Origin of the sequence: Halorubrum cibi (genome assembly GCF_900182635.1) — an archaeon.
Lineage (GTDB): Archaea > Halobacteriota > Halobacteria > Halobacteriales > Haloferacaceae > Halorubrum > Halorubrum cibi.
Genome location: NZ_FXTD01000013.1, coordinates 1 through 22,135, shown reverse-complemented (window position 1 = coordinate 22,135; position 22,135 = coordinate 1). Strand labels below are relative to the sequence as shown.

The following is a 22,135-nucleotide window of genomic DNA, read 5'->3' as shown; positions in this document are numbered from 1 at the left end:
CGGTGCCGGAGCCGCGGACGGCCCGACCGATCAGTTCCCGCTCGAGAGCGCCTGCTCGATGACGTTGGAGTACGAGGACTCGCCGATGTTGAAGCTGATCTGGTCGTACACCTCGCCGTCGAACGTGTCCTCGAAGACTTCGCTGAACCGCTCTGAGAGCTGCTGTCCGTAGTCGTTGTTCACGTACAGCGTCGCGGCGGTCTCGGCTTCGAGCCGCTCGGAGGCGACCTGGGCCATGACCCGGCCCTGGAGCTGGTCGCTCGGCGCGGTCCGGAAGATGTAGTCGTCGTCCTCGAGGTTCGTCACCGACAGCGCGGTGCTGGAGGGCGAACAGCCGACGACCTCGTTCGGGATGAGCGTCTCCTGACAGACCGGGACGTTAACCCCGGAGGAGGCGGTCCCGCACACCGCCGGGACGCCCGAGCTCACGAGCGACTCGGCGCCGCTGACCCCCTGGTCGGGCGAGGTGTTGGTGTCCTCGAACTGGGCGTTCACGGTGAGATCGAGGTCGGACTCGTTGACCTGCTGGGCCGGTAGCTCGGCCGCGCGGATCATGGGTTGACCCGTCGACGCCAAGTCGCCGGTCTCGGGGAGCAGGATTCCGACGCTCACCTCGCGTCCGAATCCGCCGGGCGAGGAGTCGGCGGACGGCCCCTCGCCGTCGGGGTTCTCGCCCTCGAAGTTCTGCGTCTCGGCGACGTCGACGGAGTCGGCGTCCTGCCCGGCGAACTCCCAGATGGAGTAGGCCGCGGACGCCGGGTCGCCGTTCTCGTCGAAGTTGACGGCGCTCGATGCCCCCTGATAGTTGATGTCCTCGCCGTTCGCGACCGCCTCGACCGCGTCGAGGAACCCCTCGGGACCGTACTCGGTACCGCCCGGATTCGCGATTCGCCGGAGCTGGTCGCGGATCGCGGTGCCGTCGTTCTCGCCGGCCGCGACGTTCGCCAGGATCAACGCGGCCGCCGAGTCGTACGACTGCGAGGTGAACACGCCCGGCGACTCGTCGTACGTGTCCTGATACAGGCTCTCGAACGCCTCCTGGTTCGGGCCGCCCGCCGCAGGCGCGGTACCGGTGACGTTGTTCATGTCGTTGCCGACCTGGCCGGGCAGCGCGGGGTCCTGAAGCCCGTCGGGGATCAGGATGTCCTCCGCGCCGTCGGACGCGCTGTAGTAGTCGCGGAAGAGTTGGATCCCGCTCTCCGGGTATCCGATCACCGTGATCAGATCCGGCGCGCCGCCGCCACCGCCTCCGCCGCCGCCGTTGCCCGAACAGCCGGCGACGCCGACCGCGCCAGCGACACCGATCCCCTTCAACACGTCACGCCGTCTCTTGTGGTATGACATATCCACCCATATAGGGTCCACTTTGATAAGTATATCCCTGTCAACATCCCCACACGTCTTGTCAGTCACGTGTATCTAACCAGTAATACCGCCTTCACGGCTCTCGTCGGCCGTTTCAGCGCTCATGATCGGGAACTGATGGGAGTTCGACCTCGAGCGCTCCGATAGCGTTCGACGGGGCGGGTCGTCGCCCGTCGTCGCTCCGGGCGTTCGGGTCGTCACTCCGGGCGTTCGGGTCGTCACTCCGGGCGTTCGGGGTACGACTGACGGGTGCCGTGGGACCGGCGAGCGAGGAGTCTCGCGGTCGCCCGTCGGCGATCGCCGGGGCGCTCCTCGGTCGTCTCGTCGTAGTGGAGAACCGTCAACCCGAGGCCCGCCCGGAGGAGTTCGTTCGCCCCGAACCGGTAGCGATCGGTGCTCGGTCCCGACGGCGTCGGCTCGGCCGATCGTAGGTGCCCCTCGACGAAGAGGTAGCCGCCCTCGGCAAGCGACTCACACAGGTCGGTGAACCGGTCGAGCGTGTGATAGAAGCTCACCGCGATCAGGTCGTATCGATCCGTCGGGAAGTCGTACTCGGTGGCGTCGGCGTGGACCGTCTCGATCCGCCCTCCGAGACCGCGCTCCGCCGCCCGCTCCCGGACGATCCGGAGCCCCTCCGCCGAGGCGTCGAGCGCCACGACGTCGTAGCCGGCCGCCGCGAGGAACAGCGCGTTCCGTCCGGTCCCGGTCGCCAGGTCGAGCGCCCGGCCGTCGGGGATCGAGGGCTCGTAGGAGCACAGGACGGGAGACGGCTCCGGATCTCGAGGGTACTCGCCGCTCGCGAACCGCTCGTCCCAGTCGGTCGGTTCGGCGTCCTCGGTCTGCCCGGTGTCGTCGGTCGACGTGGCGTCGTCGCTCACGTCCACGGCTACTCGCCCCCGAGGAATGAAGGTACCCCCGTGCCGGACGTTTCAAGCACGCCGCGGTCGGAGTCGTCTCCATGAGCGACGATCGAGAGACGGACCGCGACCGACCGCGGAACCGAGCACCGGAGACGCGAGACGAGTCACCGGAGGCGATCCTCGGCGAGCTGTTGACCGATCGGGGAGACACGCTCGCGACCGCCGAATCGCTGACGGGCGGACTCGTGGGGTCGACGGTGACCGACGTGCCGGGGTCGAGCGCCTACTTCGATCGGGGATACGTGACCTACGCGTACGACGCCAAACGCGAGGAGTTGGGCGTCGCCCGCGAGACGCTGGACGAACACGGCGCGGTCAGCGGACCGGTCGCCCGCGAGATGGCCGCCGGCGCCAGAGACCACGCCGACGCGACGTGGGCCGTCTCGACGACGGGGATCGCCGGTCCCGGCGGGGGGACGGCGGAGAAGCCGGTGGGGCTGGTGTACGTCGGCGTGGCTCACGCCGCCCCGTGGGGGACCGAAGCGTCGTTCGTGCGGAGCGTCCGCGCGGAGTTTCCCGGCGACCGCGACGCGGTGAAACGCGCGAGCGTCGAGCGCGCGCTCGCCGAACTCGTCAGGGCGATCCGCGAGATCGACGGAGCGGACTGAGGTCGGAGACGCTATCAGTGACCGCGACCCCGCGTTCACGCGACAACCCGTTTACGCGACCGCGACCCAGCCTTTCACGCGAGCACGACGCCGTCGTCCGCCTCCTCCACGTCGACGAGGCCGTCGATCTCGACCGAATCACCGACCGCGACGACCGATCCCCACGACCCCTCCGGGACGACCGTGTTCACCATCAGCCGGAAGTCGTGGTCGAACCGGTCGCTCTCGGTCCACTCGGGCAGCGTCTCCCGCCGCTTCCGGAGGAATCTCTCCCGAAATCCGTCGATCTCGGCCGCGGTGTCCGGGTGTCGCGACGGGACGACGCACCGCTGACAGGGGTTGACGCCGACGAGATCCGCCTCGCCGATCGAGAACCGGATCCCCGTTCCGCGATCGTCGAACAGCCGGTCCTCGAAGAAGGCCGGACAGTCCTCGATCACGACGTTCGGCCTGAACCGCCGGCGGGCCTCCGTCGCGTCCGCGATCCCGTCGAACCACGAGGCGACCGCCTCGAGCGTCCCCGCCGAGATCACCGTCGGGCCGGGGGCCGCCCGGTCGTCCGGGAACCCGCCCGTCGGGTCGCGGACGAGGTCGACCCCGTACCCGAGGTACTCGCCGACCCACGCCGCCAGCGCGTCCCTCTCCTTCGGCAGCGCGAACGTCCGCTCGTCGGCCGCCGCGTCGCCTCGCGCCGGGCGCTCCAGCGTCACCGCCGTCGGCGTCGCGTCCGTCGGACCGGCGAGTTCGTACGTCGCCCGCAGCCGCTGGATCGCCGGCTCGCTCTTCCCGTTCACGTACCCGCCGCCGCTCCCGACCGACGCGGCTTCGGGGTCGACGCCGGCCTCGACGAACGCGTACGAGCGGTCTCCTCGGAGCGCGCCCCGCGAACCGAGTTCAGCGCGATCGACGGCGACGCCGTCCAGCGATTTCATCGGATACGCGAGGAGTCCGCCGAGTCGTGTCATACGACCCGTTCGGGGGACCGAACAAAAAGGTGACCGTGAGCCGTCGTCCCCGCGGTCGGCTTCCGTCGAGTTCCGGCGGGTTATTCCCCGTCGCCGTCGGCGTCCGTTTCGTCGGTGCCGTCGTCGTCAGCGCTCGTCTCGTCGTCGTCCTCGTCGCCGGCGAGCCCGGCGGCCTCGAACGCCTCGCTCACCTCGCTTTCGGGGACGGTCCGGTAGCCCTCGGCCTCCGTGACCGTCGCGACCGCGAGGTCGCCGGGGACGAACTCCTCCTCGTGGGCCGCGAGCGCGCGGACGCCGAGTTCGATCCCCTCCGCGAGCGAGAGGCCCTCCTCCCACTCCTCCTCGAGGACACCCTGGATGTCCTGTCTCCCGCCGCCGATGACGGTCGCCTTCCACTCGTTGGGAGTCCCCGAGGGGTCGGCCGCGAACAGGCGCGGCTCGCCGTTCTCGATCCCGCCGATGAGCAGCGCCGCGCCGTACGGCCGGGTGCCGCCGCGCTGGGTGTTCTCCTGGATGTGGTCGGTGACGAACTTCGTCAGCGTCTCGACGCCGACCGGCTCGCCGTAGCGGAGGCGGTTGCCCTGCGACTGCCGGCGCGCGAGGTCGATGAGCTGTCGCGCGTCCGCGACGTGTCCGGCGCTCGCGGTGCCGAGGTGGTCGTCGAGCTTGTGGAGCTTCTCGATGCTCTCGGACTCCATCAGCGTCGAGGTCGCTCGCGACATCGCGACGAAGACGATCCCGTCCGCCGTCCGGACGCCGAGGCTCGGCGCGCCGCGCGAGACCGCCTCGCGGGCGTACTCGACCTGATAGATGCGCCCGTCGGGCGAGAACAGCGACGTCCCGCGGTCGTACGCCTGCTGGTCGTTGCCGCCCATCATCGCTTCTCACCCGCTCGCGCGGTGACGTGCTCGCTCATTACCCTTTATTACGCCGGACGGTTGAAAAATCCTCCTTAACCGGTACGCGGTCGGTGCCGATCCGAGCCGTTCGCGTCATCGTCCCGACTGCCCGAACTCCCGGCATCGGCCGAGGCGCCGTCGCCCCAGTCGCGCGAGACGGGGGACTCGCTGGCGTCGATCGTCCCGAGCAGCCACTCGCTCCCGGCGGCCAGCTCCCCGTCGTCGGTGCCGACGAGCTTCAGCCGGTTGTGGCCCGCCTCTCGGTCCGGATAACAGCCGACGGTGACCTCGTACCGCTCCATCGCCTCCTCGAGGGCGGGGACGATGTTCGCCTCGGGCTCGACCGTGTAGAGGAACCGCGACCGGCGCTCGCCCGCGAACTCGTCCGCGACGGAGTCGAACATCGCCTTCAACTCCTCGGGGATCCCCGGCAGGACGTACACGTTCTCGAGCACGCAGCCGGGCGCGAGCCCCGCCTCGTTCGACAGCGGTCGGCTCCCCTCGGGCAGCGCGGCCTCGCGATCGACGTCGACGTCGAGGTCGCGGTCCGGGATCCGGGTCGCGATCTCGGCCAGCCGCTCCTCGACGTCGGCGCGGGCCAGCTCCGAGACGGCGAGGTCGCGACCGAACGCGTCCGCGACGGCCTCCACCGTCACGTCGTCGGGCGTCCCGCCGATCCCGCCGGTGACGATCACTCGGTCGAAGGCGTCGCCGTAGGTCGCCACCCGCTCGGCGATCGTCTCCCGATCGTCCGGAACCGAGAGGATCCGCGTCACCGAGACGCCCCGATCGGCCAGCCGCGCCGCGAGCCAGTTGGCGTTCGTGTTCACCGTGTCGCCGGAGAGCAGCTCGTCGCCGACCGTGATCAACGCGACTTCCATGCTATCATCGTTCGGGCCGGCGGGGACATAAGCGGTTCCACGCCGGAGAGGCGTCCGGAACGTCTCTCACTCCTCGACCCGCTCGTAGGTGACGAACGCGAGGTCGCCCTCGCGCTGTCGATCGACCTCGACCCAGTCGTCGGGGTCCCATGCCGGGAAGCGCGTGTCGCCGTCGGGCGACTCCGGCACCTCCGTGAGGACCATCCGGTCGGCGAACGGGAGGAACGCCTCGTAGACGCTCGCGCCGCCGATCACGTAGATATCCTCGACGCCGCGCTCGGCCGCGGCCGCCCGCGCCCGCGCCGCCGCCTCCTCGACGCCGCCGGCGACGACGACCTCCTCGGGAAAGTTCGGGTCGCCCGTCGTCAACACGACGCTCGTCCGGTCCGGGAGCGGGCCGTCGATCCGGTCGGCGATGCTCTCGTAGGTGACGCGTCCGAGGACCACGGGATGACCCGTCGTCAGCCGCTTGAAGTGCGCCAGGTCCGCCGGGTAGTGCCACGGCATCCCGCCGTCCGCGCCGATGACGCCGTTCTCCGCGACGGCCGCGACGAGGACGAAGGACGCGTCGCCGGGGCCGGGATCCACCGCGTCGGCGGGTTCGCTCCCCGCCATCACTCCGCGACCGCGAACGAGATCCCCTCGGCGCAGTCGTAGTCGACGACCTCGACGTCGTCGTAGGTCAGTTCGTCGAGCGGCACGTCCGCGATCTCGATCCGGGGGCGCTCGCGGGGCTCGCGCGAGAGCTGTTCGAGGAGGCCGGGGACGTGGTCGTACCCCTCCTCGCCGTCGACCTCCGCGGGGGCGGCGTCCTCGAGCCAGGCCCTGACGTCGCGGTAGTCGGCCTTCCCCTCCGCGTCCGCGAGCCGATCCTGGAGTGCGGGGAGGTTCTCGTCGTACCACGCGCCGCGGTCGCCCCGTCCGCAGTAGGCGTGCGCGTCGACGATCGTGTGGCCGAACTCGCCGACCTCGAACCCGGTCCGTTGTGCGATCGCGTTCGCGAGCAGCGCGTACGCCGCGACGTTGAACGGGACGCCGAGCGCGATGTCGCCGGACCGCTGGGTGAGGTGGAGGTTGAGTTTCCCGCCCTGGACGTTGACGACGAAGGTGTAGTGACACGGCGGCAGCGTCGAGACGGTCGCGTTCGCGGGGTGCCACGCGTTCACGACCATCCGCCGGGAGTTCGGGTTCTCCTCGAGCGTGTCGAGCACGTAGGCGATCTGGTCGAAGGTGCGCCGCGTCGTGCCGTCCGCGTCCTCCTCGACGGTCACCCAGCGGTGGCCGTCCTCGGGCCACGTCTCGCCGGGAAGCGCGTCGGCGTCGTCCGGCACCGGATACCGCCGCCAGAACCGGCCGTACGCCGTGTCGAGGCGGCCCTCCTCGTCGGCCCACGCGTCCCAGATCTTCGTCTCCTCGCGGAGGTTCTCGATGTGCTCCTCCCCGGAGAGGTACCAGATCACCTCGTGGATGAGCGAGTTCCAGCGATAGCCGTCCATCCGCTTCGTCGTGAGGAGGGGAAAGCCCTCCGCGAGGTCGACGGTGTAGCCGGCGCTGAACGTCGCGATGGTGTCCACGCCGGTCCGATTCGGCTTGTACGTGCCCGTCGAGAGCGCGTCGTCGACGAGGTCGAGATACTGTTGCATCGTGTGGTGTCGTGGGGAGTCGCCCCGACGTTCGCGGCGTCGCCGCGATCGGTCTGTCGGAACCCACGCACGGCGAAATATAAAGCACATCCTTTGAGACTCATTAACCCGACCGCAGCAACTAACCTCGCGCCGCCCGGAGTGGGCGGCATGACCATCGACCCGTTCGGACTCGAACGGTGGTTCGCGAAGTACGAACACGAGGCGGACGTCATGCTCGCCGAGAGCGGGATCCGATCGCTCAGGGCGGACCGGTTCGACCTCGATCCCGGAGAGGTGGGGTACGTGATCCCGACGAACGGCGACCCGGAGTTCCGCGCCCGCGTCGGCGAGCGGTACGGCCGCAGCGCCGACGAGGTCCTCTTCACCTGCGGCACACAGGAGGCGAACTTCCTGACGTTCCTCTCGCTCGTGGGCTCGGACGACCCGGTCGGCGACGACGGGGTCGGCTCCGGCTCGCACGCCGTCGTCGTCACGCCGACCTACCAGGCGCTCCACGCGGTCCCCGAGGCGTTCGGCGAGGTCACCCGCGTCGAACTCTCCCCGCCGGAGTGGGAGCTGGACCCCGACGCGGTCGCGGACGCGGTCCGCGAGGACACAGCGGTCGTCGTCGTGAACAACCCGAACAACCCGACCGGCCGATACCACGTCGAGGAGTGGGTTCGGGAGGTGTACGACGTCGCCGTCGAGAACGACGCATACCTGCTGTGTGACGAGGTGTACCGGCTGCTCGCGTCGTCGCCGCAGGAGCCGGTGGCGAGTTTCGGCGCGCACGGGATCTCGACCACGAGCCTGACGAAGGCGTACGGGCTCTCCGGGCTGCGGTTCGGCTGGATCGCCGGCCCGGAGCCGGTGATCGAGCGCGCCTGGCGATGGAAGGACTACACCACCATCTCGCCGAGCATCTTCGGCCAGCACGTCGCGAAGCAGGCGCTCGGTCGACGCGAGGATCGGATCTTGGCGGAGAACCGCGAACTGGCCGACGAGAACCGCGAGCGGATCGCGGCGTGGGTGGACCGCCACGGGCTGGAGTGGCACGACCCCGCCTCCGTCAACGCCTTCCCGACGGTTCCGGAGGGGTTCGCGGACGCCCGCGAGTTCTGTCGGACCGTCGTCGAGGAGGCGGGCGTCGTGCTCGCGCCGGGCGACCTCTTCGGGTTCCCGGACCGCTTCCGCGTCGGGTTCGGGCACCGGCGGGAGACCCTCGAGGAGGGGCTCGACCGGGTGAGCGCGGTCATCGAGGCGCACGAAGGCGACGCGGAGACGGACGACGACGGGAGGACGGCCGACGACGCGGTCCCGAACGGGGGGAGCCGCTGAATGGGGCTCGCCGGCGACCTCAAGGACGACCTCGTCGGGCTCGTCCGGGATCCGACGGACGAACAGAAGTCGATCCTGGTCGCGATCGTCGCCATCGCGGTCGCGGACCGGTACTTCCTCTGGATCGACTTCCCGTTCGTGGTGCGGACGACCGCCGCCGTGGGGGTGGGTTTCATCGCGCTGTTCGTCGTCAGCTACCTCCTCACGGGACACCTCGTCCCGCCGGACGAGGACGACGAGGGGGGGTACGACGACGAGTTCCATCCGTAGTTCGTCCCGATCGACGGTCCGCGATGTTCCACGTCGCAGCCACGACGTTCCGGGCGTACTCGCGGCGTTCCGGACGCACTCGCGACGTTCCAAACCGTTTATACCCGCGCCGGGGGTAAGCCGGTGTATGCCGCGAGAGCAGAAGCAGGTTCGAGAACTCCAGGAGGGGAGCTACGTCATGATGGACAGCTCGCCCTGTAAGATCAACCACTACAGCACCGCCAAGCCCGGGAAACACGGCAGCGCCAAGGCCCGCGTCGAGGGGAAGGGCGTCTTCGACGAGAAGAAGCGCTCGCTCTCGCAGCCGGTCGACGCGAAGGTGTGGGTGCCGATCATCGAGCGGAAGCAAGGGCAGGTCGTCTCCGTCTCCGGCGACGACGCGCAGGTCATGGACCTGGACACCTACGAGACGTTCACGATGCGGATCCCCGAGGGCGAGGACTTCTCCTCGGACGACACCATCGAGTACCTCGAGTACGAGGGCCAGCGCAAGGTCGTCGGGTAGTCGGATGTTCCCCGGAGCGACCGCCGACCGCGACGCGGCATCGTACGTGGTCGTCGGCGCTCCCCTCGACGCCACGACCACGTTCCAGCCCGGAACCCGGTTCGGACCCGACCGGATCCGGCGATTCTCTCGATCCTACGACGACTACGACGAGCGGACGGACAGCCACTTCTCCGCGCTCGGCGTCCACGACGCGGGCGACGTCGCCCCCTGGGACGACACGCGCGAGTACCTCGACCATCTCGCCGCCGAACTCCGGAGCGTCGTCCTCGACGACGCGGTCCCGCTCGCGATCGGCGGGGAACACACCGTCACCTACGCCGGCGTCGAGGCCGTCTCGCCGGAGACGCTCGTCGTCGTCGACGCACACCTCGACCTCCGGGCGGAGTACGCCGGCAATCCCTGGAACCACGCCTGCGTCACCCGCCACGCGCTCGACGTCGTCGACCGCGCGGTGGTCGTCGGCGCGCGCGCCGGCTCGCCGGAGGAGTGGGACCGCGCCGCCGAGAGCGACGTCGAGGTCGTCGCACCCGAGGACGCCCGCGGGTGGATCGACGACCTCGATCCGGGCCGGTTCGCCGACGGGTCGACGTACCTCTCGATCGATATCGACGGGGTCGACCCGGGATTCGCGCCCGGAACGGGGACGATGGAGCCGTTCGGACTCCACCCTCGAGAGGTCCGGGACCTCGTGCGCGCGGTGGGGCCGCACGCGGACGGCTTCGACGTGGTCGAGGTGAACGACCGCGACGACGGCCAAGCCGCGGCTCTCGGCGGGAAGCTGCTTCGAGAGTTCGTCCACGCACGCGCCGCCGGCTCGACGGCCTGACGCCTCACGGACCGAACGACACGTCGATCGGCGCGGTTCGCGCGCGTTCCCCGCGTTCAGTGGCCCTCGGCGAGCCGACTGCGAGCGGCGGATACCGCCTCCATCGAGTCGATCCACTCGCGGGGGTCGGTACACCAGATCCGGTCGCCCTCGACGCTGACGCAGAACACCGACTCCGTCGACGGCGAGAGGGTCACGTCGTCGACGTCGGGACGGTCTCCGAGGTAGGCGTCGATCAGGCGTCGGGCCGTCTCGGCCTCCGAACGGAGGCGGTTCCCGGAGGCGTACTCGATGGCTATCTCGGCCATACCTCCCGATACGAACTACACGATTAATAACTACTGTTTCCGGGCAGCGATTGCGGGGTTCACGGATCCGAGCCGCGGCTCGCGTCCGTCTCGCTCACGCCTCCAGCGTCGCCTCGGTGTCGATCCCGTACACCGCGGCGGGCGTCTCGACGTGCGCGCGGCGGACGGCGTCCTCGTATCCCGACTCGAGCATCCACCGGACCCGCCGCGGGACGGTCTTCGGACCGAGTACCATCCCCGGTCTGTCGGGGTCGTCGACGAAGTCCGTCTCCATCAGGAACGGTTCGTCCGACTCCGCGGCACGTTTCAGCCGGTCCTTCTCGCTCATCACGCTCGGGATCGGCCCCGCGAGCCGCCCGGCCGCGTAGTGTTTCACCACGTTCGTCGGGTCGAGCCCGACCGACTCGGCGACCGCCGCGAGGTCGGTGAGGTCCTCGCTCGCCTCCGTGTGGAGCTGGACCGCGCAGCCGATCTCGGCGGCCCGTTCGAACGCGCGGCGGGTCACGGCGTTCGAGGCCTCCCACACGGCGTCGCTCACGTCGTAGTGGGGGCGACCCGATTTGAGCGCCAGCGCGCGGCCGGCATCGACGAACTCGCTCGCCACGTCGATCCCGCCGCACATCAGATCGCGCGCCTCCTCCGGCGAGAAGCCGCGGTCGTCGACGAGTCGGTTCACGAGCCCGGGGTGAACGCCGAGGACGGGCCACGCGCGGCCGGGCAGGGCATCGGTCGCGGCGTCGACGGCGTCGATCGTCTCCTCGAAGACCGCCTGGAAGTCCGCCGGCTCCTCGACGTCGACGCCGAGGAGCCACGAGGGCTTGTTGACGACGAGGAGGTGGGTCCCCCCGAGGCGGGCGAAGTCGTCGACTGCGTCGATGCCGCGGCCGTGCCGCGGGTCGAGATGGAGGTGGTTGTCGAGCACCGGCGTGTCGAGGTCGTCGGTCATGTCTCGGATCGCGTCCCCGGATCGGATAGGCGTTCCGTGCGGGCTCCATCGCGGAGGCCGGCCGACTGCGACAGCGACGCCGACCGCTCTCCGGGCGGAAACCCTCTTGTCGCGTCCCGGCGATAGCGATCCCATGTCCCGGCACGTCACCGTCGTGGTCCTCCTCGCGCTCGGCGGGCTACTGATGGCGAACCCGCTGTACCTCCCCGTCCCGGTCGCGGAGCCGACGACCGCGTACGCCCACGCGGTCCAACCGGTCGGCCCCGAAACGCAGCCCTACGACGAGGCCGACGTGGTCGACCGCGACGACCTCGAGGCGGCCGCGCGCGACGCTTTCGATCGGGCCCGCGAGTCGCCCGACGGCGGATTCACGGTGGAAGACCCGTCCGAGCGAGTCGATTCGCTCTCGTACCCGTCGGGGCCCACGCTCGGGGACGGGTTGATCGTCGTCGCTCACGACGGGACGCACTACGAGTTCTGGACTCGGTCGGTCGAACGCGAGCCGGGCGGGGTCGTCCTCCAGCGGCTGTTGGTTCAGCCGGTCGGGTTCCTCGCCGGGTTCCTCTCGGTCGTCGCGGCGGTCGCGGTCGTGGCTCGCGAGCGGAGCTGAACGGGGACGAAAGGGCCGGTACCGCCGCCACCGCGCCGTCTTACTTTGCTTCGTCGTCGTCCGACCCGGTGCCACTCTCGTCCTCGACGGCGTCCTCGTCGACGACCTCCTCGATCCGCTTGTCGACGGTCTCTTCGACGGTGTCGCCCACCGTCTCCTCGACCGTCTCTTCCACGGTTTTCTCGACGGTCTCCTCCACGGTTCCTTCCACCGTTTCCTCCACCGTCTCCTCGACGGCCCCTTCCACCGTCTCGCCGACCTGCTCTTCGACGGTCTTCTCGACGGTCTCGCCCACCGTCTTCTCGACCGTCTCACCGACCGTCTCTTCGACCGTCTTCTCGACGTCCTCCGACACCTTCTCGACGGTCTCCTCGACGTCCTTCGTCACCTCGCCGACCTTCTCCTCGACGGTCTTCTCGACGTCCTCCGAGACCTTTCCGACGCTCTCGTCGACCGCCTCCTCGACCTCGTCGGCGCGGGGGCGACGGTCGACGCGGTCGTTCACCTCCTCGAGGCGCTCGATCACTGCGTCGACCTCGGTCTTCAGCGTCTCCTCGACGTTCTCCGTGACCTCCTGAGTCATCCACTCGGGGTCGAACCGGGCCATCTTCCAGAAGACGTGGATGGCGTACGAGATGAGCACGCCGAGCCCGAAGGCGATCCCGACCTGGTTGCCGACGACCGAGAAGAGGACGACGGCGACGAATATCATGAGCCCGTACGCCAGATCGACGACGAAATCGACCCGGTTGGGGTTCACCGTTTCCCCCCTCCGAGCCGTTCGATGGGTCCGGTCATTACGTTTCGCGTGTCCCTTCGAGGCCCAGCGGGTAATACCGATCGTTTCGCCGGGACCGGCCGGGTCGGGTGAGCGGGCGACCGACGATCTCGACGGTCAGCGCGATCCGGTCCCGGAGACCGTAGTCTCGGACTCGAGGACGCGCTCGGTCGACTCGTCGACCTCGACCAGGTGACAGAGCGGGTTTCCGGGGTAGACGACGGGGTTCTCGAGGACGCCGATCAGCAGTCCGGTGAAGGGCGCTTTCACGCCGACCGCGTCCTCCTTGAACGGGTTGGTGATCGTCGCGATCCGCTCGCCCTCCTGAACCAGCGACCCGCTCTCGTAGTGGGTGTCGACGATCCCGCCGGAGTCCGCCCGGAGCCACGTCTTCTCGCCGGATCCCGCGACGATCGTGCGCCAGCCGGGCCAGCGGACCGACTCGGTCTCGAGCATTCCGTACTCCGCGAACGCCGACCGGACGCCCGCGAGCGCGTCGTCGATGAGCCGGCGCTGGAACCGGTGTGCCTCACCCATCTCGACCGTGATCGTCGGGATGCCATCGGCGGTCGCCTCCCCGCGGAGGGTCCCGCTCGGACCGTCGCTGTCGATGATCACGCTCGATCCGAACGCCATCGCGAGGCGGTACACCCCCTCGTCGGTCATGTCGCCGCGGGCGTGAAGCATGTTCGTGCGCCCCCGCGTCGAGGTGTGAAAGTCGATCCCGAAGTCGCACGGCTCGATGAAGTTCGCGTAGATCCGGTGGGCCATCCGCTTCGAGCTCGTGGAGCCCGGTTTCCCGGGGAACGACCGGTTCAGGTCCCGGTCGTAGACGGGGAGGTACCGCTGTTGGGCCAGGAAGCCGGGAACGTTCAACACGGGCAGACAGACCAGCGTTCCACGGAGGTCGGAGAGGTCCCACTCGTGGGCGACCTCTCGTACGACCTCGATCCCGTTGAGCTCGTCGCCGTGAGCGGCCGCCGTGAGGAAGCAGGTCGGGCCGTCGCGCTCGCCGTTGACGATGGTAACCGGGATGCGGACGGGGTCGCCGAGGTACGTCTCGCTTATGCCGTAACGGATGTTCTGCGTCTCGCCGGGCGGGACCGCGCCGCCGTTGTACGTGAACGCCCGGTCGTTTCCCATGTCACACGCGAACCGGGGGCCGGGTATATACGTGACGCACGCGGTGACGGAGTCGACGGAGCGACGTGTCAGACAGCTCTCAGGCATGTGAAACGATCGGACCAGTTTTCATCCCGGCCGTCGCACTCACCCGTATGACTACGGACCCGGTACGGGTTGGGGTGTTGTCGTTACACAACAGCAAGGAGACGAAGGCGATCTGTAACGCAGTCGAGGACCTCGGTCACGAGCCGGTGTGGCTCCGCGAGGAGAACGCCGCGATAAGCGTCGAGGACGGAGACGTGTCGGTGGAACCCGCCGTCGACGTCATCGCGAACCGCTTGCTCCTATCGAACACCGACCAGCCCGCGGAGCTGCTCGGACTCGCGGCGACCTTCGAGCGGATCCGGCCGATGTTGAACGAGCCGAACACGGTGCTCACGTCGATCCACAAGTTCGCCACCGCGGCGACGCTCGCCGACTGGAACATCCGCGTTCCCGACGCGCTCCTCGCGCTCTCGAACGACCGACTCAACGAGGACCGCGAGCGCTTCGGCGACGTGGGCGTGTACAAGACGGCGATCGGCACTCACGGCGGGGGCACCTGGAAGGTCGATCTCACGGAGCGGGTGAACCCGAAGGTGGGCAACCGGCAGGCGTTCCTCCAGCAGCTCATCGACCGCGACGACGAGAAGCACCGGGACCTGCGGGTGTACATCGTCGGCGACGAGATCGTCGGCTCGATGTACCGCTACGCGCCCGAGGGCGACTGGCGGACCAACGTCGCGCTCGGCGGCGCGGTCGAGGACGCCACCGACGACATGCCCGACGAGGCCGCCGACACGGCGCTGTACGCCGCCGAAGTGATGGGCCTCGACTACGCCGGCGTCGACCTCGTTGAGGGCTACGACGGCTGGTACGTCCTCGAGGTCAACCCGACGGCGGGATTCAAGGGCCTCTTCGAGGCGACCGGAACCAGCCCCGCGCCGTACATCGCCAAGCTCGCGATCGAGACGGTCGACGGCGAGGTCGACGACGACGACGTAGAACGGATCGCGGGCACGCTTGACGACTCACGTCCCTCGTGTGCGCCGAAGCCGAAGACACGTCCATCGGAACAGCCCGTCATCGGGTACATCGAGGAGGTCGTCGCAACCGGCACCTCCGGGTCGATCCAGGCGTTCGCGAAGTCCGACACCGGCGCGACCCGAACCAGTATCGACACCTCGCTCGCCGCGGAGATCGGCGCGGGGCCGATAAAGAGCATGACGCGGGTGAAATCCGGCAGCGTGAAGGGCGGGAAGGCCCGCCCCGTCGTCGACCTCGTGATCGGCATCGGCGGCAACCAACACACCGTCACCGCGAGCGTCGAGGACCGCGGACACATGGAGTACCCGCTGCTTCTCGGCCGGGACATCCTCACGGACTACCGGGTCAACGTCCGCAAGCGCGCGGACACCGACGAGGCGGAGCGCGGCGAGTCGGGAGAGATCCTCGAAGAGGAGTAGCGGAAGTCGATGTCGGAGGAGACGCGGATCGTCGACCTCGAGGCGGTCCCCGAGAACGGGTCGTACCGGTTCACCGCGGAGGACCCGTTCGCGAACGAGACGGAGCTGATCCTCGTCAGCTGTGACGAGGATCCGGGGGTGCGCGCGTGGATCAACACCTGCCCGCACGAGAGCCAGCGGCTCGACACTGGCGACGGCGCGGCGGTGCGGGACGACGCGATCGTCTGTCCGCGGCACGGGTCGCACTTCGACGCCTGCTCCGGCGAGTGCGACGACGGCCCGGCGGCGGGGACGACGCTTCCCGGCGTCGACCTCGCGGTCGAGGACGGCGCGGTCCACCTGGCCGACGACCGCTACGCGTTCCTCCGTGAGGGAGGGATCGAGGACGAGGACGGGCCGGGATCGACGTCGCACGTCTCGTTTTGAATCGGGGATCCGAGTCGCCCGCGCTCAGGACTCGTACTCCGCCCAGACGTACCGCGTCCCGTAGCTCCGGTAGGGCCGCCAGGCCTCGGCGATATCGCGCATCTCCGCCCGCGAGAGGTCGTCGCCGTCGTTGTACACCCGTTCCAGTCCCTTTCGCACCGCGAGATCGCCGAGCGGCAGCACGTCCTCGCGCCCGAGCGCGAAGATGAGGTACATCCGGGCGGTCCACTCGCCGACGCCGCGGATCTCGGTGAGCGCCTCGACGACCGCGTCGTCGCTCGCGTCCGCCAGCCCCGACCGCGTGAAGTCTCCGTCGCGGAAGGCCGCGGCGGCGTTCCGCAGGTAGTCGACTTTCGTACCGCTGAGTCCGGCCTCGCGCAGGGACGACTCGTCGGCCGCGAGGACGCGATCGGGAGTCGGATCGCCGCCGAGAAACGAGAGGAACCGCTCGTGGATGGCCGCCGCGGAGGCGGTCGAGAGCTGTTGGTTCACGATCGAGGTACAGAGGCGTGCGAACTCGTCGGCGGCGGGCTCGACGGGGAGCCACCCGTGACGGTCGACGAGCGTCGCCATCGTCGGGTCCTCGCGCAGGGTCGCCGCGATTCGGTCGTCCATCGCTCCGGCGTTGGGCGCGGAGACACGTGTACGTTTCCGGTCGGGGCGAGGATCGAAAACGGGAGTACGACGGAGTCGTCGGGGTGGCCGTCGGCGCACACAATAAACTTACCCTGCGTTTCTCGTTTGGGAAATGAAAACGTTGAACCCCGCCGCTCGCAACCCTCCCGTATGCGACTCGAAGACGTTCAGCGGGTGGCGGTACTCGGAGCCGGGAACATGGGACACGGCATCGCCGAGGTCGCCGCGCTCGCCGGCTACGACGTGGCGCTCCGCGACATCGAGGAGGCGTTCGTTCGGGACGGCTACGAGCAGATCGAGTGGTCGCTCGGCAAGCTCGCCGAGAAGGACCGCATCGACGACGAGGAGGCAGACGCGGCGCTCGACCGCGTCGAGACGTTCGTCGACCTCGGGGACGCGCTCGCCGACGCCGACATCGTGATCGAGGTCGTCCCGGAGAAGATGGCGATCAAGAAGGACGTGTACGACGAGGTGGTCGAACACGCCCCCGAGGAAGCCGTCTTCGTCACGAACACCTCCAGCCTCTCGATCACGGAACTCTCGGAGGTCACGGACCGGCCCGAGCGCTTCTGTGGAATGCACTTTTTCAACCCGCCGGTCAGGATGCAGCTCGTCGAGGTCATCTCCGGCGCCCACACCGACGAGGAGACCCTCGAGCTGATCGAGGGGCTCGCCGAGGAGATGGGCAAGACGCCCGTGCGCGTCCGCAAGGACAGCCCGGGGTTCATCGTCAACCGCGTGCTCGTTCCGCTGATGAACGAGGCGGCGTGGATCGTCGAGTCCGGCGACGCGACGATCGAGACCGTCGACTCCACGACGAAGTACGACGTGGGCCTCCCGATGGGGTCGTTCGAACTCGCGGATCAGGTCGGGATCGACGTGGGATACCACGTCCTCGAGTACATGCACGAGATGCTCGGCGAGGCGTACCGCCCCTGCCCGCTGCTCTCCGAGAAGGTCGAGAACGAGACCCTCGGAAAGAAGACCGGCTCGGGCTTTTACGACTACGAGGACGGCGGGGCCGAGATCCCCACTGGCGAGGGAGACGAGGACGTTCGACGGCGGCTGCTCGCCGTGATGGCCAACGAGGTCGCGGGACTGATCGGGAACGACGTGGCCGACGCCGAGGCGATAGACCGGGCCATGCAACTCGGAGCCGGTTTCCCGGACGGTCCGGCGAAACTCGCCGACGACGAGGGACTCGACGTGCTCGTTGAGACTCTCGACGACCTCCACGAGGAGACCGACGAGGAACGGTATCGGGCGACCGACTCCCTGCGCGAGGCCGCCGACGCGGGCGGGTTCCACGGGAGCGACGGAGCGGCGGGCGGGGGAGACGACGATCCGCTCGCCGACTACGACACGCTCTCCGTCACCGTCGAGGAGCGGATCGGCCACGTCGAGATCGACCGCCCCCATCGGATGAACACGATAAGCCACGAGCTGCTCGCGGAGTTCGAGTCGGCGATCGACCGGCTCGACGCCGACGACGAGGTGCGGGCGATCCTGGTGACCGGCGCGGGCGACCGGGCCTTCTCGGCGGGGGCCGACTTCCAGAGCATGGCCGCGAGCGGCGTGGACCCCCTCGAGGGCGTCGAGCTCTCCCGGACGGGACAGCGGACCTTCGGGAAACTGGAGGCGTCGGACAAGCCCGTCGTCGCCGGGATCGACGGCTACTGTCTCGGCGGCGGGATGGAGCTCGCGACCGCGGCCGACCTCCGCGTCGCCTCCGAGCGCTCCGAGCTCGGCCAGCCCGAGCACGACCTCGGGCTGATCCCGGGATGGGGCGGGACCCAGCGGCTCGCACGGATCGTCGGCGAGGGGCGCGCGAAGGAGATCATCTTCACCGCCGACCGCTACGACGCCGAGACGATGTACGAGTACGGCTTCGTCAACGAGGTCGTCGAGAACGACGCGCTGATCGACCGCGCGTGGGAACTCGCGGAGGAGCTCGCCGCCGGCCCGCCGGTCGCCCAGAAGTACACCAAACGGGTCATCCACGCCGGGCGGGACGATGGCGAGGCCGGCCTCGAGGCCGAATCGCAGGCGTTCGGCCACGCGATGAACACCGACGACCTCATGGAGGGGATCACGGCGTTCATGAGCGACGAGGAGCCGGAGTTCGAGGGGAAGTGACCGAGCGGGGAACGACGGACGCGCCCCCTAGACGTAGCCTTCCTCGACGAGCAGCTCGCCGTTCAGGATCGACGCGCCGGCCGCGCCGCGGATCGTGTTGTGTGCGAGGCAGTTGTACTGGATCCCGTTGGTCGTCGCCTCGACGCCGCCGGCGACGATGCCCATCCCGTCGGCGTACGTCCGGTCGAGCCGAGGTTGCGGGCGGTCCGGCTCGTCGGGACCGAACACCTTGATGAGCGGATCGGGCGAGCTCGGGAGGTCCGCGCTCTCGAACGCGCGCATGGCCTCGCGGACCGCCGCCGGGTCGGGATCGTCGGTCAGTTCGGCGAACACGTTCTCGAGGTGGCCGTCGAGCGTCGGGATCCGGTTACAGGAGGCGGCCACGTCGGCGTCGTGGAGGTCCAGCTCCGCGCCGTCGAACGAACCGAGGAGCTTGCGCGACTCGGTCTCCATCTTGTCCTCCTCGCCGCCGATGTGCGGGATGGCGTTGTCGAGAATCTCCATCGACGTGACGCCGGAGTAGCCCGCGCCCGAGACCGCCTGGAGCGTGGAGACGTGGACCGTCTCGAGTCCAAACTCGTCGAGCGCCGCGAGCGTGGGAACCATCGTGATCGTCGAGCAGTTCGGGTTCTTCACCAACGCGCCGTCCCACCCGCGCTCGTCGCGCTGGACGTCGATCAGCCCGAGGTGCTCCGGATTGATCTCGGGGATCGTCAGAGGAACGTCCGCCGCCATCCGATCGTTCGAGGAGTTCGAAGAGACGACGTACCCCGCCTCGAGGAACGGCGGCTCGACCTCGGCGGCGACGTCCGAGGGAAGCGAGGAGAAGAGCAGATCGACGTCGGCGTCGGCGATCGCGTCCGGCTCGGTCGCGACGACCTCCATCTCGGCGACGTCGTCGGGGATCGGGGTGTCCACGCGCCACTTCGCAGCCTCGCGATAGCTCAGGCCCGCGCTCGACGGGCTGGCCGTGACCGCCGCCAGTTCGAAGGTGGGGTGGCTCTCGAGCAGCTGGATGAATCGCTGACCGACCGCACCGGTCGCACCGAGGATACCGACTCGTACAGACATTGCGCGTGAGTCAGTCACAGGGACGTAAGTGCGTTCGGATACGCGACGACCCCGCTGCGCTCCGAATTGCGCCACCACCGACACCGTAACCGCCCGGATCGGCGAGCGTCCATCCGAGTAGTCGGAGTATACTTATCTATGTCAGGAGCGGTACCGCGACAATGACCGACTTCGGAACCCTCTCGATCGTCCCTCCGGTGCTCGCGATCGTCCTCGCGGTGGTCACCCGCAAGGCGGCGCTATCGCTCTTCCTCGGCATCTGGTCCGGCGCGGTACTCGTCACCGGTGGGCTCGGGATCGTGCGGACGTTTGAGTGGATCGTCGCCGCAGTCTCCGACGAGTTCCACGCGACGATCATCGTGTTCACGCTGCTTCTCGGCTCCGGGGTCGCCATGGTGTGGAACCTCGGCGGCACCGCTGCGGTCCACGACTGGGCGCTCACCAGACTCGACAGCCAGCGAAAGGCCGGGCTCGCGGCGTGGGGACTCGGCATCGTCCTCTTCTTCGACGACTACGCCAACACCGCCATCGTCGGCTCCGCGATGAAGGACATCTCGGACCGTCTCCGGATCTCCCGGGAGAAGCTCTCGTACGTCGTCGACTCCACCGCAGCGCCCGTCGCGACGCTCGGCATCTCCTCGTGGGTCGCCTTCCAGCTCTCGCTCATCGCCGAGGGGTACGACGCCGCCGGCGTCGACGCCGCGAACCGACCCGGCGTCTTCGAGGTGTTCGTCTCCTCCATCCCGTTCAACATGTACGCGATCCTCGCGATCGTGATGGTCCTCGTGATCGTCGGCTCGGGACGCGACTACGGCGAGATGCTCGCGGCCGAACACCGATCGTGGACGACCGGGAAGGTCACGCGTGACGGAGCGGTGCCGATGCAGGACGTCGCCGGCGAGCTCGGCCAACCGCCCGCGTCGACGCCCCGGCTCGCCTCGTTCTTCCTTCCCGTGGCGACGCTGATCGTCGTGACGATCGCGACCGCGTTGTGGTCCGGCGGTCTCTCGCCCGGAGGATTCCTCGGGGACCTCCTCGCGAGCGACCTCGCCGCCGCGGGCGGACGACTCTGGGACGCAGCGCTCGGCGCCTCCTACGAGGTCGCGCTCACCATCGGCTCGTTCGCGATGGTCGCGAGCGGGTTCGTTCTCGGGAAGGCGTACGGCGTCTTCGGGATCGGCGACGCGACCGAGTACGCGCTGGACGGGTTCGGGATCATGCTCACCGCGGTCTCGATCCTCGTCCTCGCGTGGGGGATCGGCGAGGCGATCGACGCGCTCGGCACCGGTACCTACGTCGCGGGGATCGTAGGCGACGCCGTCTCGCCCGCGCTGTTGCCGGCTCTCGTGTTCGTCGTCGCCGGCGTCATCGCCTTCTCCACGGGCACTTCGTGGGGTACGATGGGGATCGTCACTCCCATCGCGATCCCGATCGCGTGGGAGATCACCGGCGGCGGTGCGGCGGGTCACACCCTCGTGGCCGCGATGGTGGGCGTCATCTTCTCCGGTGCCATCTTCGGCGACCACAGCTCGCCGATCTCCGACACCACCGTCCTCTCGGCGACGTTCACCGGTTCCGATCTGATAGACCACGTCCGGACGCAGATCTACTACGCCGTCACCGTCGCGGTCGTCGTCGCCCTCCTGCTCGTGGTCTGGGGGTACACCCGTATCACGCCGCTTCTCCTGCTCCCGGTCGGTGCCGCGCTCCTCGCCGCGCTCGTGTACCTGCTCTCCGAGGCCGACGCGCGCCGCCGCGGGATCGAGCCCGTGTCGGTCGAGGAGCCGCAGGTCGAGGAGACACGGGTCGACGACCAGTCCACGAACGTCGCGGAGGCCGAACTCGACGACTGAGCGGACGGTTTAAACGACCCCGGTGAATACCCTCTATCGCGTGCCCTCAGTCCCCGCCCGAGTACTCCCGGCTGGGAGCGATGACCGCGCGGAGAACCCAGGCACGTGACATCCGGTCGCGGAAGCGACCCGCCCGTCGCCGCGCAGGCGACCGCCCGCCACGAGGGTTTCCCGGTCGACGCGGCACGCCGCCGGAGATGAGACCGGTCGTTAGTGTTGCGGGCGTACACCTTCGATTGTACTCCGTCTCAGGATGGTGTACGGTTTGAGTTACGCGGCCAACACCCGGCGTAATTCAAATTCCCACTAGTGTGCTCTGTTGAATCCGCAGAAGGCAGCAGGATAGCATCGCTCTGAAGGTGGAAGCGAAGCGGAAGAGCCGAATGTGTCCAAACTCCTCTTCCGCTTCGTTAAGCAAGCCGCGTCGCTGGCTCAAAAGCGCTGTGCCGCCAGTCCAACGGCGGTGAGTGATCCGACTGGCCACGGATTTCCCGGCTGGAAGCATGTCACGCTCCACTTTTTACGGGTTCACATGG

The 22,135-nt window shown here is 68.9% G+C and carries 23 protein-coding genes and 1 pseudogene; 11 read left to right on the top strand and 13 right to left on the bottom strand.

Annotation, left to right across the window (positions count from 1 at the left end):
* Window positions 1-30 precede the first annotated feature (30 nt).
* Together FN829_RS14710 and FN829_RS14705 are read right to left on the bottom strand one after the other, a co-directional pair.
* A complete protein-coding gene (locus FN829_RS14710) occupies window positions 31-1,305 on the bottom strand; it encodes an ABC transporter substrate-binding protein (protein ID WP_185955784.1) in 1,275 nt (424 codons plus the stop codon).
* 278 nt (window positions 1,306-1,583) lie between these two features.
* Complete coding sequence (locus FN829_RS14705; RefSeq protein WP_142987697.1) at window positions 1,584-2,243, bottom strand: class I SAM-dependent methyltransferase; 660 nt, start codon at window positions 2,241-2,243, stop codon at window positions 1,584-1,586.
* Window positions 2,244-2,323: 80 nt separating this feature from the next.
* On the opposite strand from FN829_RS14705, the gene FN829_RS14700 reads away from it, so the two are divergent.
* Window positions 2,324-2,893 (top strand): CinA family protein, encoded by a 570-nt coding sequence (locus FN829_RS14700; RefSeq protein WP_142987696.1) that lies wholly within the window; start codon window positions 2,324-2,326, stop codon window positions 2,891-2,893.
* Between the two features lie 74 nt (window positions 2,894-2,967).
* Here the strand turns inward: FN829_RS14700 and FN829_RS14695 are convergent, their stop codons facing one another.
* The 5 genes from FN829_RS14695 to thyA form a co-directional block, all read right to left on the bottom strand.
* The gene (locus FN829_RS14695) at window positions 2,968-3,858 is read right to left on the bottom strand and encodes an MOSC domain-containing protein (protein WP_142987695.1); all 891 of its coding nucleotides are present in this window, start codon (window positions 3,856-3,858) and stop codon (window positions 2,968-2,970) included.
* Window positions 3,859-3,938: 80 nt separating this feature from the next.
* Complete coding sequence (locus tag FN829_RS14690) at window positions 3,939-4,736, bottom strand: archaeal proteasome endopeptidase complex subunit alpha (protein WP_142987694.1); 798 nt, start codon at window positions 4,734-4,736, stop codon at window positions 3,939-3,941.
* A 74-nt stretch (window positions 4,737-4,810) separates the two neighbouring features.
* Window positions 4,811-5,638, bottom strand: a complete 828-nt coding sequence (locus tag FN829_RS14685) for a competence/damage-inducible protein A (protein ID WP_142987693.1) — start codon at window positions 5,636-5,638, stop codon at window positions 4,811-4,813.
* A 66-nt stretch (window positions 5,639-5,704) separates the two neighbouring features.
* The gene (locus tag FN829_RS14680; RefSeq protein WP_142987692.1) at window positions 5,705-6,253 is read right to left on the bottom strand and encodes a dihydrofolate reductase; all 549 of its coding nucleotides are present in this window, start codon (window positions 6,251-6,253) and stop codon (window positions 5,705-5,707) included.
* The gene (thyA, locus tag FN829_RS14675; protein WP_142987691.1) at window positions 6,253-7,281 is read right to left on the bottom strand and encodes a thymidylate synthase; all 1,029 of its coding nucleotides are present in this window, start codon (window positions 7,279-7,281) and stop codon (window positions 6,253-6,255) included. Before thyA ends, FN829_RS14680 begins: the two co-directional genes overlap by 1 nt.
* Before the next feature lie 150 nt (window positions 7,282-7,431).
* Between thyA and FN829_RS14670 the strand changes: the two genes are divergently transcribed.
* The 4 genes from FN829_RS14670 (at window position 7,432) to speB (ending at window position 10,205) form a co-directional block, all read left to right on the top strand.
* Window positions 7,432-8,601, top strand: a complete 1,170-nt coding sequence (locus FN829_RS14670; RefSeq protein ID WP_142987690.1) for an aminotransferase class I/II-fold pyridoxal phosphate-dependent enzyme — start codon at window positions 7,432-7,434, stop codon at window positions 8,599-8,601.
* Entirely contained in the window at window positions 8,602-8,871 is a 270-nt protein-coding gene (locus FN829_RS14665) for a hypothetical protein (RefSeq protein ID WP_142987689.1), read from the top strand.
* Between the two features lie 127 nt (window positions 8,872-8,998).
* Complete coding sequence (locus tag FN829_RS14660; protein ID WP_094532605.1) at window positions 8,999-9,376, top strand: translation initiation factor IF-5A; 378 nt, start codon at window positions 8,999-9,001, stop codon at window positions 9,374-9,376.
* Between the two features lie 4 nt (window positions 9,377-9,380).
* A complete protein-coding gene (gene speB / locus FN829_RS14655; RefSeq protein ID WP_142987688.1) occupies window positions 9,381-10,205 on the top strand; it encodes an agmatinase in 825 nt (274 codons plus the stop codon).
* Window positions 10,206-10,261: 56 nt separating this feature from the next.
* Here the strand turns inward: speB and FN829_RS14650 are convergent, their stop codons facing one another.
* Together FN829_RS14650 and FN829_RS14645 are read right to left on the bottom strand one after the other, a co-directional pair.
* Window positions 10,262-10,513 (bottom strand): hypothetical protein, encoded by a 252-nt coding sequence (locus tag FN829_RS14650; RefSeq protein WP_142987687.1) that lies wholly within the window; start codon window positions 10,511-10,513, stop codon window positions 10,262-10,264.
* Window positions 10,514-10,607: 94 nt separating this feature from the next.
* Window positions 10,608-11,459, bottom strand: coding sequence for a TatD family hydrolase (locus tag FN829_RS14645; protein WP_142987686.1), 852 nt, complete (start codon window positions 11,457-11,459; stop codon window positions 10,608-10,610).
* A 133-nt stretch (window positions 11,460-11,592) separates the two neighbouring features.
* Between FN829_RS14645 and FN829_RS14640 the strand changes: the two genes are divergently transcribed.
* Window positions 11,593-12,069, top strand: coding sequence for a hypothetical protein (locus tag FN829_RS14640; protein ID WP_142987685.1), 477 nt, complete (start codon window positions 11,593-11,595; stop codon window positions 12,067-12,069).
* A 40-nt stretch (window positions 12,070-12,109) separates the two neighbouring features.
* Here the strand turns inward: FN829_RS14640 and FN829_RS14635 are convergent, their stop codons facing one another.
* On the bottom strand, window positions 12,110-12,829 hold the full coding sequence (locus FN829_RS14635; protein ID WP_142987684.1) for a hypothetical protein: 720 nt from the start codon (window positions 12,827-12,829) through the stop codon (window positions 12,110-12,112).
* A gap of 135 nt (window positions 12,830-12,964) precedes the next feature.
* Window positions 12,965-13,990: a succinylglutamate desuccinylase/aspartoacylase family protein gene (locus FN829_RS14630; protein ID WP_142987683.1), complete on the bottom strand. Its 1,026-nt coding sequence runs from the start codon at window positions 13,988-13,990 to the stop codon at window positions 12,965-12,967.
* 134 nt (window positions 13,991-14,124) lie between these two features.
* On the opposite strand from FN829_RS14630, the gene FN829_RS14625 reads away from it, so the two are divergent.
* Both FN829_RS14625 and FN829_RS14620 read left to right on the top strand, forming a co-directional pair.
* Window positions 14,125-15,477, top strand: a complete 1,353-nt coding sequence (locus FN829_RS14625; protein ID WP_185955781.1) for a putative ATP-dependent zinc protease — start codon at window positions 14,125-14,127, stop codon at window positions 15,475-15,477.
* A 9-nt stretch (window positions 15,478-15,486) separates the two neighbouring features.
* The gene (locus FN829_RS14620) at window positions 15,487-15,903 is read left to right on the top strand and encodes a Rieske (2Fe-2S) protein (protein WP_142987682.1); all 417 of its coding nucleotides are present in this window, start codon (window positions 15,487-15,489) and stop codon (window positions 15,901-15,903) included.
* Between the two features lie 24 nt (window positions 15,904-15,927).
* Here the strand turns inward: FN829_RS14620 and FN829_RS14615 are convergent, their stop codons facing one another.
* Window positions 15,928-16,518, bottom strand: coding sequence for a DNA-3-methyladenine glycosylase family protein (locus FN829_RS14615; RefSeq protein WP_142987681.1), 591 nt, complete (start codon window positions 16,516-16,518; stop codon window positions 15,928-15,930).
* Between the two features lie 171 nt (window positions 16,519-16,689).
* On the opposite strand from FN829_RS14615, the gene FN829_RS14610 reads away from it, so the two are divergent.
* Window positions 16,690-18,675: a 3-hydroxyacyl-CoA dehydrogenase/enoyl-CoA hydratase family protein gene (locus FN829_RS14610; RefSeq protein ID WP_142987680.1), complete on the top strand. Its 1,986-nt coding sequence runs from the start codon at window positions 16,690-16,692 to the stop codon at window positions 18,673-18,675.
* A gap of 27 nt (window positions 18,676-18,702) precedes the next feature.
* Here the strand turns inward: FN829_RS14610 and asd are convergent, their stop codons facing one another.
* On the bottom strand, window positions 18,703-19,746 hold the full coding sequence (gene asd / locus FN829_RS14605; RefSeq protein ID WP_142987679.1) for an aspartate-semialdehyde dehydrogenase: 1,044 nt from the start codon (window positions 19,744-19,746) through the stop codon (window positions 18,703-18,705).
* A 161-nt stretch (window positions 19,747-19,907) separates the two neighbouring features.
* Here asd and FN829_RS14600 point away from each other — a divergent pair, with 161 nt between their 5' ends.
* Window positions 19,908-21,599 (top strand): Na+/H+ antiporter NhaC family protein, encoded by a 1,692-nt coding sequence (locus FN829_RS14600; protein WP_142987678.1) that lies wholly within the window; start codon window positions 19,908-19,910, stop codon window positions 21,597-21,599.
* Window positions 21,600-21,984: 385 nt separating this feature from the next.
* Window positions 21,985-22,135, top strand: a pseudogene (locus FN829_RS16290) (IS5/IS1182 family transposase); the annotation flags it as partial.